The sequence below is a fragment of the Marivirga arenosa genome, assembly GCF_030503895.2.
Taxonomy (GTDB): domain Bacteria; phylum Bacteroidota; class Bacteroidia; order Cytophagales; family Cyclobacteriaceae; genus Marivirga; species Marivirga arenosa.
The window spans coordinates 3,005,091-3,018,034 of the sequence record NZ_CP129970.2 but is presented as its reverse complement, the minus strand read 5'-3'; the positions used below and the strand labels follow the sequence as shown (position 1 = coordinate 3,018,034).

General features: G+C 31.0%; 11 protein-coding genes. 7 read left to right on the top strand and 4 right to left on the bottom strand.

Translation table 11 applies throughout. The features are described from left to right. Positions 1-267 precede the first annotated feature (267 nt). A complete protein-coding gene (locus QYS48_RS13140) occupies positions 268-897 on the top strand; it encodes an LON peptidase substrate-binding domain-containing protein (protein WP_302101275.1) in 630 nt (209 codons plus the stop codon). Positions 898-918: 21 nt separating this feature from the next. Here the strand turns inward: QYS48_RS13140 and QYS48_RS13135 are convergent, their stop codons facing one another. The 4 genes from QYS48_RS13135 to tilS all read right to left on the bottom strand — a co-directional run bounded on the left by QYS48_RS13135 (position 919) and on the right by tilS (position 7,138). Beyond that, positions 919-4,116 carry a T9SS type A sorting domain-containing protein gene (locus QYS48_RS13135; protein ID WP_308356311.1) on the bottom strand — a complete coding sequence of 1,066 codons (3,198 nt, stop codon included), beginning with the start codon at positions 4,114-4,116 and terminating at the stop codon, positions 919-921. 167 nt (positions 4,117-4,283) lie between these two features. Next, on the bottom strand, positions 4,284-5,204 hold the full coding sequence (mdh, locus tag QYS48_RS13130; RefSeq protein WP_302101280.1) for a malate dehydrogenase: 921 nt from the start codon (positions 5,202-5,204) through the stop codon (positions 4,284-4,286). Between the two features lie 100 nt (positions 5,205-5,304). Continuing rightward, the gene (locus QYS48_RS13125; RefSeq protein ID WP_308356310.1) at positions 5,305-5,772 is read right to left on the bottom strand and encodes a cyclic nucleotide-binding domain-containing protein; all 468 of its coding nucleotides are present in this window, start codon (positions 5,770-5,772) and stop codon (positions 5,305-5,307) included. A gap of 49 nt (positions 5,773-5,821) precedes the next feature. Beyond that, a complete protein-coding gene (gene tilS, locus QYS48_RS13120; RefSeq protein ID WP_308356309.1) occupies positions 5,822-7,138 on the bottom strand; it encodes a tRNA lysidine(34) synthetase TilS in 1,317 nt (438 codons plus the stop codon). 8 nt (positions 7,139-7,146) lie between these two features. Between tilS and QYS48_RS13115 the strand changes: the two genes are divergently transcribed. The 6 genes from QYS48_RS13115 to QYS48_RS13090 all read left to right on the top strand — a co-directional run bounded on the left by QYS48_RS13115 (position 7,147) and on the right by QYS48_RS13090 (position 12,942). After that, complete coding sequence (locus tag QYS48_RS13115; protein WP_308356308.1) at positions 7,147-8,799, top strand: OstA-like protein; 1,653 nt, start codon at positions 7,147-7,149, stop codon at positions 8,797-8,799. A gap of 108 nt (positions 8,800-8,907) precedes the next feature. Next, positions 8,908-9,606, top strand: a complete 699-nt coding sequence (locus QYS48_RS13110) for a T9SS type A sorting domain-containing protein (RefSeq protein ID WP_302124320.1) — start codon at positions 8,908-8,910, stop codon at positions 9,604-9,606. An 83-nt stretch (positions 9,607-9,689) separates the two neighbouring features. Beyond that, on the top strand, positions 9,690-10,514 hold the full coding sequence (locus tag QYS48_RS13105) for an outer membrane protein assembly factor BamD (protein ID WP_302124319.1): 825 nt from the start codon (positions 9,690-9,692) through the stop codon (positions 10,512-10,514). 6 nt (positions 10,515-10,520) lie between these two features. Next, positions 10,521-10,832 (top strand): DNA-directed RNA polymerase subunit omega, encoded by a 312-nt coding sequence (locus QYS48_RS13100; RefSeq protein WP_302124318.1) that lies wholly within the window; start codon positions 10,521-10,523, stop codon positions 10,830-10,832. Between the two features lie 8 nt (positions 10,833-10,840). Further along, positions 10,841-12,040, top strand: coding sequence for a bifunctional phosphopantothenoylcysteine decarboxylase/phosphopantothenate--cysteine ligase CoaBC (gene coaBC, locus QYS48_RS13095; protein WP_308356307.1), 1,200 nt, complete (start codon positions 10,841-10,843; stop codon positions 12,038-12,040). Positions 12,041-12,042: 2 nt separating this feature from the next. Further along, positions 12,043-12,942, top strand: coding sequence for a DUF4835 family protein (locus QYS48_RS13090; RefSeq protein ID WP_308356306.1), 900 nt, complete (start codon positions 12,043-12,045; stop codon positions 12,940-12,942). Positions 12,943-12,944 lie beyond the last annotated feature (2 nt).

Below are 12,944 nucleotides of genomic sequence, written 5' to 3'. Positions count from 1 at the left end.
GCATCCTACTAAATTAACTTTGTAGTCATGCAAGCATTTCAAATTAAAAAGGCTGGGTTTCTAGCCTTTTTTTGATTCATTTTTTAAAGGACTGTATAAGAATCGATATTAATAGCATTTCCTGAAATACTTTAATCAAAACGAATAGATATTTAATTATTCAAATATTTTATATTATTTTTCAATACATATCGTAAATTATTTAAGATTAATGAAACTTCAACATTAAACAAAACTTTAAAATAATTGAATCAATGATCTGAAGTAATGAGTAGAACTTTACCACTTTTCCCATTAAATTTGGTAGCGTTTCCTTTTCAAAATTTAAACTTGCACATCTTTGAGCCCCGCTACAAGGAATTGATTGCAGATTGTATTGAAAATAACAGCACATTTGCTATCCCTTCTTATGTTAAAAACAAGGTTGAGTATGGGACTGAAATGGAAATTCGGGAAGTAAGCAAGAAATATGATGATGGTAGGTTTGATATCAAAACTAGAGGAATTAGGATTATAAAAGTCCTAAAAATGGATAACCCCTTTAAGGATAAAAAATATGCCGTTGGATCAATAGAAGAAATATCAAATAAAAATAATCCTGATATAATCATGAAAGAAGAAATATTTGAGGCTGTACAAGAAATGTATGATTTAGTTGAGGTTGACGAAAGAAAACTTTCAATGGATTTTCAAATATATGATATTGCACATCAAATTGGCCTTTCAAAAGATGCTGAATATGAATTGATTCAAATTAATGAGGAGCGACAAAGACAACGTTTCGTTCTAGATCATTTAAAGGTCTTATTACCTAAATTAAGAGATTTGCAAAGATCTAAGGAGTTGATAAAGATGAATGGCCATTTTAGAAAATACAATCCTCCTCAAGAGTTTTAAGCCAAGTACTGCCACTTGGCTTTATTTTTTTATAAATTTCTTTAACACAATTTCATTTTCATTGAGTAAAATTAATTTATAAACACCAATCTCAAGTTTAGATATATCTACTCTACTTTTAAATTTCCCCTTTAGAACTTCTTTACCTTCTATATTTAAAATTTTATAAGCTTGATATTTGTCCGACCTATCCTCTATAATTAAATATGAATTAGCAGGATTAGGATAAACTTTCAAATTATTAGCTGAAGATCGATCATTTGAAGTAATTAAAGTCTCCACTCCCATTAAATTAATAATCTGTTTTTGATCTTTTGAAGAATGAATAATTTGACCAAGAATTTTACCTTGATTGCCGCTTTCTGGTGCGAATCGAACATATACTTTTATTCTAGGTAGGTTACCATATATATCTACAGGTAATTGTATGCTCTTATCATAATTTGATTTCTCAAACAAACTGACTTGAAAATTATCAGTACATTCAATTAATAAATCACTGCTTACGTTTTCAACTTTTAAAGCATAAAATTGAGGTTCGGAATAATCATAAATTTGAACCGATTCAAATTCAATACTGTCAGTTGATTCTATTATTATTTTAGATTCTCTTTTAAGTTCAATTAGATCATTTTCAAATTCAGGGTATAGATACAGTTGCCTATCTAAGTGCATTAATAATCCTTGGAAATCGAAGTACCCGTAAGGAATTAATTCACTTATCAATCCCAGTTTATTAGATAAAACAAGTTTTAATGTATCCCCAGACTTCGCTAATACTTCATAACTTTTATTTTTAAATAATCCTTCTTCTATAAAATTCAAGCTATCAAGCTTGATTCTCATGAATTCAAATTGTAGAAAATCCTTCTCATGTATATCAATTGCAGCTATTGACGAAGAATCCTGAGAAAGTATGTTAATTGGCTCTTCAATAGTAATTGTGGCTCCATATTTACTTTTAATAAGCGTCCCCACTAATTGAACACTATCACCAAAGGCCAATTGGGATACTTCATCTCCCTGAATTAAAATACCATCAGTGCTATCCTGAACTGCTCTCAAAAAATCAAAATGACTGGCTCCTCCAATGACTCTAGCATTAAACTTAACTCTACTCCCCAAATCATAATTTTTAATATTTTTTATAGATTCTGTTTCTAAGGTGGCTTCTTCAGCACTTAAAATTAAATACAACTGATCTGCTCCCTTAGTACTAATTTTCAATGAATCCAGAATCTGATCACCTATGGCGCTCTCAGGAGAAAATCGGACTAAGATTTCTTGATCCTCAATCAAATAATCTGAAAAAAAGATAGTATCGAATGCCTGAGTAAATTCTTCATTTAGAGATAACTCAAAATGTGGTGGGGATATGATTAAAAGACTATCCTGTAAATTTTGTGCACTTAATGTAAATGAACTGGCATTTGAATTATTGGGATAATAAATTAGACCAAAATCATTATTAAAATCAGAGCTATCAATTTCTATAGTTGTCTCTTTAAATTCAATAATGTAATCAGATGACAATACACCATCAGTAAATGTTATAGTAATTTCCTCTTCTTGATTATACTTCAGATTTGATAATAATAGTTTACCATCAATAAGTTCCACATTTGATGGAATAGATAATGTACCACTTCCACCATGACTGATAGTGATAGTTCTATCCATAACATCTAAATTCTCAAAACTATCGAGTGCTGAAATTCCTATACTAAAAGTATCATTTACGTAGTAATGATCGGTAGTTGATTCAATTAATAATTGATCTGCTTGAACATCTAATTGAAAGGAATTTGAAAGTATTTGATTTGAAAGTGTATCTAATAAAAAACTACCTGTTGAATAGACTTCAAATGAGTGAAAATTAGGAATTGAAAAATCCATTAATAATTCATCCTCAAATATTTCTTCTATCCAAACACTAAGTACTATTTCAGCAGTATCTCCATCAGCAATTTCAAGTTGCTGATTTTCAAAATTGAATAGTAAACTATCTTCATATATAACAGTTTGAATGGTCTCTATTTCAGTTCCATCATTAATCAGCTTAGCACTTTTTATAATTTCTGACCAATCCAAAACAGTATTTTCAGGTCCTTTCTCAATTACCATCTTTTCAATTGTAGTAGGTAATCCATCTCCACTTCCAAAATCTATAATATTAAACTTAAATACATCTATAGAACTGCTTTCTGATGAATTATTAATAGTGATAATTCCTGATTCTAATGGTTGTTCAGGGTTTTGAATATCACTATCAGAATTGATATTTATATTTGTGTTAACAACTAAAACTTCATCTATTAATGAATAGCAATAAGTATCATCAAAATATTCAAATATTGAAAAGTGATACTCCGTATTAGAATTTAAACCACTAAGATTTACAAAATCTCCTGTCCCACTATATACCACATAATTCCCATTACCAATTTCATCCGCTAATTCATTGCTTAAATCTGCATCTGCATTATATGTTACACCATTTTCTGGAATCGCATCTACTGGTTGGGATTCTTTTAGTAATACTAATACCGCATCCCCATTTCCCCTTTGCCAATTTAACTGAATTTGATTTTCACTAATATCTTCTTCCTCAACAGTTAAGAAAATTGCTTGCTCATCCGGTGCATTGCAAGGCAACATAAAGCTTTGACCCACATTTACTTGCCCCATAGTTGCGCTATTTGGCTCCAGCCATGAAAAATCACTATATTCTACACCATCACCAGTCAATTGTAAAGATTGATTCAATAATGTTGAAGAATTACTCTCTGAAACTCCAACATCAATTGATTCAATATTGTCAGCAGGACCTCCTACCCCTAAAAATGAACCTTCATAGCTTATAAATTGAAGTAATGAGCCATCATATTCCAAAGCAAAGCCATCTGGCCCATTTTGAATTCCTGATATCTCTAAATAAAAAATTGAAAAGCCATTTTCTACATCAACAGGTGTAAATTCAGTTAAATTATAAGTATTTCCATATGTTTCACCATTGGAACCATTAAAAAGATAAAACTGGAATAAACTCAAATCATAAGAAGACACATCTTTAATCACTATTTCTACAAATTCATTAACATCGGATCCTTCATTATCATAATGAAACTCATTAATCCATGCTGTTTGAGCTAATAAAATCGATTGAAAAAGAAGGAATAAAAGAATGCTTAAAAGGCTAGTTTTGGGGAGTAATTTCATTTAGGTTTTGGTAGTTCTGTACTAAAATCTAAAATTTCATTCTAAATTCATAAAATATCTTGAAATATTTAAGATGTAGATTCAACTGAAAATTCTACTTGTAAAAATTGGGCATAAAAAAAGCATCTGCTAATAACAGATGCTTTTAAATAATTTATAAATAATAATTAAAGAAGACCGTTAGTTTTTCTTACAGCTTCCGCACTTTCATTTAATTTCGCTTTTTCTGCGTCATCTAATTCAATTTCAACAATCTCTTCAATTCCGTTTTTACCAATTATAGCAGGAACACCTATAGAAATATCATTCAATCCATATTCACCTTCTAATAAGCAAGAACAAGGGAACATTTTCTTAGAATCGCAAGCAATAGCTTGAACCATAGCTGAAACTGCAGCACCTGGTGCATACCAAGCAGAAGTACCTAATAATTTCGTTAATGTAGCTCCACCTACTTTAGTTTCCTCTCTTACATAATCCATTTTTTCTTCAGAAATGAATTTTGAAACAGGTACACTATTTCTTGTAGCTAATCTTGTTAATGGAATCATACCTGTATCGCTATGACCACCTATAACCATACCATCAACATCTGATGCAGGACATCCTAAAGCTTCTGCTAATCTATATTTGAAACGAGCTGAATCTAATGCTCCACCCATTCCAATAATTCTATTTTTAGGTAAGTTAGTCGCTTTGTGAGCTAAGTAAGTCATAGTATCCATTGGGTTAGATACTACAATGATTGTTACATTAGGTGAATTTTTAATTAAATTCTCTGCAACCTGCTTAACAATTCCTGCATTAGTTGAGATTAATTCCTCTCTTGTCATACCAGGTTTTCTAGGAATACCTGATGTAATTACTGCAACATCACTATCAGCTGTTTTACTGTAATCGTTGGTAACACCAGTGATTTTAGTGTCAAAACCATTTAAAGAAGCAGTCTGCATCAAATCCATAGCTTTACCTTCAGCAAAACCTTCTTTAATGTCAACTAATACTACTTCTTCAGCAAAATCTTTAATGGCAATGTATTCAGCACAACTTGCACCTACTGCACCAGCTCCTACTACGGTAACTTTCATTTTATTTATTTTAAAGGTTAAACAATCTTGAATTCGATTACAAAACTACAAAAAATAATATTATTCTGCTTTGATACTTATAGGTTCAATAATTCAGAATTTAAATATTATTATTATACACATGACCTAAATCAAAAAAACCAAAATTTGTTTTATATGTTGAAAACAAACGGGCCATATAGTCATTTTGTTGCTGTGTGTAGGACTCTAAAACTTTTGCTTTTATTTTCGGATAGTGATCAAATATCTCAAATATATTAATTTGCGGAATTACATAGATTTGAGCCTTCTCTGACTGAACAACCGCATTATAAATTCTCCTTGCTTCAGGGATTAATGCATTATCTCCAAAAGACATATTTTCAGATAGCTTGCCTAAGCTTTCAAATCTATCTTCTATATCAATGGTTAAAGAAATCTCACCTCTTTGAGTTAAATACAACGCGTGGCTTGGATCATCTCTAAAAAACACTACCTCATTCTTTTTATATACTCTCATATGCATAAAAGGAAGAAAATGAGATAATTGCTCAAAACTCAGTTGCTCGAATATTTTTATTTCTTTCAAAAACCGAAATAAGACCAGCTGTTTATGGTCATAAGATTTTTTGAAGGGATTAAGAATTTTCATAATGTTCTATTCGTAATACTTTTTTAGTACTGTCTTTAACCTTAAATAAATCTGAAAATTTATGTCCTACCAACCAAACTACCTCTCCTTCAGATTTTAAAACCAATTTATTTTCCTTTTGATGCAAAGGTACTTTTTGATCTATCAATATATCACTAATTTTTTTCTTACCCTTCATTCCTAAGGGTTGAATTTTGTCGCCCTCCTGCCAATAATCCAGTTCAAGGGTACCATTTATGGATTCCAAATCTATAAAAACTAGCTTTTGATTCTTTGCAAAATCAACTTCTTCTTTATCAAGAATATTAATTTTAAACTTTCCGATAGAAGTATGAATCAACTTAGACTCTATTTTCAATTCCTGCGGAAATTCTTGCTTAGTTTTTTCACCCCTAATATTTACGAAAATAAATTTTCTATCTACAATTAGCATATGAGAATTGGAATATAACTGAGCCCCAACCCTATCGAAATCAAAAGATTGCAATTGATTTAAACTGAAATCAAAATCACTAAGCAAATCTGATAAATAAACGATTGGGAAATCTATGTCTAAAATTGATCTTTTGATTTTCACCTCACCATCAGTTAGGATAAAAAATTTCGTTTTAAGCTGGTCTAATTTATTATTATAAGCTTGCTCAGCTGCTCTCATTTTTAATGAGGTTTGTTGAAAGCCTTTAATTACATTAGGATTTAGATTTTCAAATTGTGGAATTATGTGATGCCTAATTTTATTTCTATTATAATGATCGGTTTCATTTGAAGCATCCTCCCTCCAGTCAATTTCTTCATTTTCAGCATATTCTATAATCTCCTTTTTACTGGCAAAAAGTAATGGTCGTGCAATTTTATTTTGAAGGGGTAACATTCCTCTAAAACCCTTTATTCCACTCCCTCTACTTAAATTAAATAATACAGTTTCAAATTGATCATTTGCATGATGAGCCGTTAATAATTTATCATATGAATGACAAAGCATCAATTCCTCAAACCATTTATACCTTAAATTTCTAGCTTGTAATTGGGTAGAACCTTTTTCTTTTTGGATCTCAACTTTTTTTACGTGAATAGGAACTCCCAATTCAGAAGCTAATGATTCAACATATTCTTGATCTTTGTCAGATTCTTCTCCTCTGAGTTGAAAATTCATATGCGCCAAAGAAAAATGAAACCCAATGTGTCTTAGAAGGTGAGCTAGTACCACTGAATCTACTCCGCCACTGATTGCTAAAAGCAAATGTTCATTTCTTTCAAAAAGAGATTCCTTCTTTATATAATCTAAAAATGATTCGCTTAACATATTTCTTTATGAAATTACTTAGATTTGCACAGAATTTGCTTATCGAAGCTATCAAAAGTAAATGTATGAACTTCCAACGAATTATAATCCTTAGTTTTCTTCTAATCTTATCTATTGGGGTAAAAGCTCAAAGAAATGGGGTGAGATATGGATCAAAAGGATATTCTGAAACTATTAACAAAGGTAAAGACAGCTTTACACGACTAGTAGAAAAGGTTTGGTTTGAGATAAAAAAAGAGAACATCTATATAAAAGGAGATTCTGCCCTTTACTACGATAAACAAGGAATCATGATAGTTTTTGGAGATGTAACCATCACCAAAAACGACTCTATTGATATTACTTCTAAGCGTTTAAATTATTATGTAACTGAAAATAAAGCTGAGTTAAGAAATAATGTAGTATATGATGATGGTGATATGAGAATGACTACTAATTATCTTGATTACTATATGAATTCTGAAGATGGCCACTTTTTCAATGGAGGTAAATTAGTAGATGGGGAAACCACTTTAATAGCAGAGGAAGGTTATGTGGTTAATGCAGAAGATCTAATAAAGTTTTACGAAGATGTTGATTTGACAAATCCAGAATATCAATTATTAACGGATACTTTATTTTATCATAGAACCACTAAAATAGCCACAACTTACGGTCCAACTAAAACCATTATGAAAAATGGTGAAGTCGTGGATGCTGACAAAGGAGGTAAATTCTACACAGATAAAAAGAATGCCCAATATACCGCTGGGAAAATTACAACAGAGTCCTATGAAATCTTTGGAGATAATTTATTTTTCGATGATTTAAGACAAGAATCCAGAGCACAGGGAAATGTTAAAGTTATTTCAGAGGAAAACAATATTATCATTTTAGGTAATGAAGCTGCTACAAAAAAGGAAGAAGGTATTACCAAAATATGGGGTAATCCTGTATTGAAGCAAGCAGTTGAAAATGACACTTTGTATTTATCAGCCGATACGCTAATTTCTATCGATTCTGAATATGATTCCTTAAGTAGATTACTTGCTTTCAATAATGTTAAAATCTTCAAATCTGATATGCAAGGAGTATCAGATTCAATGGCATATATGCTTCAGGACTCCATGATTTTCTTCTATAAAGATCCTATTTTATGGAGCGAGGGCAATCAAATAGTAGCGGATACAATCTCCATGGAAATTAAAAATGGTAAAATGGATAAGCTAAATATGAGAAATAAGGCTTTTACCATTAATCAAGATACTGTTAGTAATTTCAATCAAATTAAGGGAAGGAATATGACTGCCTATTTGAAAAATGATGAGATGGATAAGATTTTAGTTGAAGGCAATGGAGAAAGTATATATTTTGCTGTGGATGAAAACACTTTAGAGCTCATTGGAATGAATAAGGTACTGTGCAGTTCTATGAAAATTCAGTTTCTAAATGGAGAAATGAATGATATTACATTTTATAAAGATCCAGAGGGAAGATTTATTCCACCACATGAAATTGAGGAACCGGAAACAAGGTTAAAAGACTTCAAATGGCATATTGAGAAAAAGCCAACTAAAATTGAGGTTTTAGGAAAACATGCAAATAAAGAACAAATATTAGAAGATGATAAAGCTGTCCTTCCTGATGATGTAAAACTCGAAACAGAGAATAAGAGACCTTAAACGCATTGCTGTATTAAATATTATTCTAGCTTCTATTTTTTTTTTAATGAATCATTAGACTTTATAATAAATAAATCCTATTTTTACTATGCATTATACTAAAGTCTAATGAAACTAGTTTTTACCATATTTTTATCCTTTTTAATCCATTCAGTTTTACTGAGTCAGGATTTTATGGTTAAAGACTTTAGAGGCGAAATTATCACAGGTTTTCAAACATCAAAAACCACCACTTTCAAGATTCAGAATTTCAGTAATAGTAGCAAATCAATCAGAATAAAGCATAGCTTAGATAAAATTCAAGGTGGCGGTAATTTTACAATTTGCTACGATGATATTTGTAATACCGATAACGAATTTTTAATCATCAATATTCCAGCGAACAGTATTACTAATGATATTGAATTAACATTGACTGGGGGTCTTTCAAACTTAAATACTATAACTTATTTAGAATTTATTGATTTACAAATTGATAATGTGATTAAAAAAGAGCTATCACTTAAAATCAATGAAGAAAAGCAAAAAGACATCTTCTTTGAAAAAGGAGACATAATAGTTAGTAGCTTTTTTCCAAACCCATCTGTTAAAAACGCCATATTAGAATACAATATTAATCCATATGAAACGGAAGCTAAAATAACCCTTCAAAATGTTTTAGGAAGTATAATTGAAACCTATGAGCTAAGTCCAGATGAAAACAAACTCAACATTAATACAGAAAATTTAAATCCTGGAGTATACTTCTATACTTTATCAATTAGAGATGAAGGTTTAGCAACAAGAAAATTAATCGTAAAAAAATAATCTTCAATCCAATCTTAATAGTATTGCTTCGTTAGCAATAAAAAATTGTTCATTCCACAAAACAAATGTATATTTGCACCCTTATGCGAAATTCGTACAGAAATTTACTTTTTACATTCATAGTTACCATCCTATTCAGCTCTTGTAGTGATTTCAGAAAACTACAAAAAAGCGATGATTGGGAAAAGAAATATGATGCTGCTATAAATTATTATGACATAGGTGAATATTATAAAGCTAATGTGCTATTAGAACAAATACTCCCTATCATAAAAGGTTCGGAGAAAGCAGAAATTGCTAATTTCTACTACGGATACACTTATTTTTATCAGGAACAGTATTTATTAGCTTCTCACTATTTTAAAGTATTTTATGATACTTTCAATAGAAGTAAGTTTGCTGAAGAAGCTAGGTTCATGTTTGGCTATTCCTTATACAAGGATTCACCAAGATATAACCTTGATCAAACAAGTTCAAAAGAAGCAATTACTGCCTTACAAGGTTTCATTAATTTATATCCAAAGTCAAAGTTTGCACAAAAGGCAGATGAAGCTTTAGTTGATTTAAGAGATAAATTAGAGAGAAAGGCATATGAAAAAGCTTTATTATATTATGATTTAAAAAAATTCATGACAGGTGAATATCTTAAAGCTGCATTAGTAGAATTTGGTAATTTTCAAGATGACTTTCCTGGCTCAAAATACACTGAGGAAATTCAATATTTAGAAATCGAAGCTATGTACAACTTAGCTGAGGTGAGTATATATTCAGTTAAAAAAGAAAGGTATTTGGAAACTATAAGTTTTTATGAGAGTTTTATAGAAAACTATGAAAACAGCAAATACCTTAAAAAAGCTGAAAAAATTTACGAAGATTGTTTAGAAAAAGTAAGAAAATTAAATTCATAAATAAATATGGCAAATCCATCAATCACTACTAGAGATACTGCTGAATTGGTAAAGGATACTGATAATATCTACCAAACAGTTGTTGTAGCATCAAAAAGAGCTCGTCAGATCTCAAGTAATATGAAAGAAGAATTGAGTAACAAGCTTGCTGAATTTGCTTCAACTGTTGATAACTTAGAGGAAATTTTTGAAAACAGAGAGCAAATTGAAATCTCAAAATTCTATGAAAGAATGCCTAAGCCAACCATTTTGGCTATGGAAGAATTCTTGGAAGGTAAAGTATATTATAGAAAAAGAGAAGAAGAGGAGGATAAATAATCCTGGAGATGCTCCAAGGTAAGAAAATAATTTTAGGCATAACGGGTAGCATTGCAGCTTACAAAACTGCAATACTTACCCGTTTGTTGGTTAAAGAGGGTGCTGAAGTTCAGGTCATCATGACGGAAGATGCCAAAGAATTTATCACACCTTTAACGCTAAGCACATTAAGCAATAATCCAGTCTTATCCATCTTTTCAAATAAAGAAACTGGTGAATGGAACAACCATGTTGACTTAGGGATATGGGCTGATTTATTATTGATTGCTCCTGCATCTGCAAATACATTAGGGAAATGTGCCAATGGAATTTGTGATAATCTCCTTTTAGCCACATATCTATCTGCAAAATGTCCTGTAGCTTTTGCCCCTGCAATGGATTTAGATATGTACAAACATCCCACCACCCTAAGTAATATCAAAAAGCTGGAATCCTTTGGTAACAAGATTATTGAAGCTGAATCAGGTGAATTAGCAAGTGGACTTGAAGGCCAAGGCAGAATGCAAGAGCCAGAAGTTTTAGTTGAGGAGATCAAAAAAATATTAGACTTAAAAAAAAAGTTTAAGGGAAAGAAAGTAGTTATTACAGCAGGCCCTACTCATGAAGCGATTGATCCAGTAAGGTTTGTTGGAAACCATTCAAGCGGTAAGATGGGTTATGCTTTAGCAGAAGAATTTGCTTCTGAAGGCGCTGAAGTAACTCTTATCTCTGGACCTTCCAGCCTAAAGGCACCTCAAAACCTATCAGAATTCATTTCTGTAAAATCTGCTCAAGATATGTATGAAAAGGCAGACCAAGCTTATACAAACTCAGATATTGCAATTTTTGCTGCTGCAGTAGCAGATTACAGACCTAAAACCGTAGCTAAAGAAAAAATTAAGAAAAAAGAAAACGGCATGACCATTGATATGGAAAAAACAGTGGACATTGCTAAATCTTTAGGACAAAAGAAAAAATCAAATCAAATCAATATTGGTTTTGCTCTTGAAACAGAAAATGAAGAACAAAACGCTCAAAAGAAATTAGAAAATAAAAACTTTGATTTAGTCGTTCTTAATAGTCTAAGAGATGAAAAAGCTGCTTTCGGTCATGATACCAATAAAGTTAAAATTTATAGTAGTGATGGATTGGTGGAAGAATCTCCATTACTATCAAAAAAAGAGGTAGCTAAAATCATTTTACATCAAGTTTATAATTTGAGCAACTAGAAATGAATCGATATTTATTCACAATTATTCTTTTCCTTTTTTCTTCATCAGCAGTATTATCTCAAGATTTATTCTTTGATGTGAAAGTTGACGCATCAACTGCAAACACCTCTGAAACCAGAGTTTTTATAAATATGGAGAATTCCTTCAAGCAATTTATTAATGAAACCAAATGGATGGATCAAAATATTGAATTGTTTGAAAGAATAAAAGGCATTATAGCCATAAACATAACTGAAATCCCGAGAACAGGAAGGTTTCAAGCTCAAATGCAGATCCAATCAATAAGACCTATATATAATAGCAACTATGAATCAGTTATGATCAATATTGCTGATAGAAACTTTAATTTCGATTATACTGAATCGCAACCTTTAATTTATACTCAGAATAGCTTCAATGATAATTTAGTGAGTATTTTAGCCTTTTATGCAAATTTTCTTTTAGCCATGGACTTCGACAGCTTTTCAGAATTAGGAGGACAAAAATACTATGATGAAGCATTGAATATAGCAAGATCTGCTCAACAGCAAGGTTTTAAACCAGGCTGGGAACAATTTGGTAACTTGGAAAGTAAATACTCCTTAATTCAATCGGCTTTAAACTCTCAATTAGAACCCGTTAGACAAAGTTTGTATTTATATTACAGAAAAGGGTTAGACTTGATGGAAGAGAACCCTGAGGCTGCTCGTGCTTCAATTCTGCAAGCTTTGGAAAATATTCAAAAAGCAAATAAACTTAATCCTAATTCACCTTTTATCACTTTACTGATTCAGAGTAAAGCGGATGAAATAGTTCAAATATTTACAGAAGGAGATCTAGCTCAGAGAAGAAAAGCCTATGAAATTATGAGAGAAATAGCTCCCTCTAATTCTGAACGATATGAAGTGATGATAGATTAGAA

Bases quoted from the DNA above. Each gene is read 5' to 3' on its own strand.
- QYS48_RS13115 (WP_308356308.1), top strand. From the start codon at position 7,147: ATGAAATTACTTAGATTTGCACAGAATTTGCTTATCGAAGCTATCAAA.
- tilS (WP_308356309.1), bottom strand. From the start codon at position 7,138: ATGTTAAGCGAATCATTTTTAGATTATATAAAGAAGGAATCTCTTTTT.
- QYS48_RS13090 (WP_308356306.1), top strand. From the start codon at position 12,043: ATGAATCGATATTTATTCACAATTATTCTTTTCCTTTTTTCTTCATCA.
- QYS48_RS13100 (WP_302124318.1), top strand. From the start codon at position 10,521: ATGGCAAATCCATCAATCACTACTAGAGATACTGCTGAATTGGTAAAG.
- QYS48_RS13135 (WP_308356311.1), bottom strand. From the start codon at position 4,116: ATGAAATTACTCCCCAAAACTAGCCTTTTAAGCATTCTTTTATTCCTT.
- coaBC (WP_308356307.1), top strand. From the start codon at position 10,841: ATGCTCCAAGGTAAGAAAATAATTTTAGGCATAACGGGTAGCATTGCA.
- QYS48_RS13110 (WP_302124320.1), top strand. From the start codon at position 8,908: ATGAAACTAGTTTTTACCATATTTTTATCCTTTTTAATCCATTCAGTT.
- mdh (WP_302101280.1), bottom strand. From the start codon at position 5,204: ATGAAAGTTACCGTAGTAGGAGCTGGTGCAGTAGGTGCAAGTTGTGCT.
- QYS48_RS13140 (WP_302101275.1), top strand. From the start codon at position 268: ATGAGTAGAACTTTACCACTTTTCCCATTAAATTTGGTAGCGTTTCCT.
- QYS48_RS13105 (WP_302124319.1), top strand. From the start codon at position 9,690: ATGCGAAATTCGTACAGAAATTTACTTTTTACATTCATAGTTACCATC.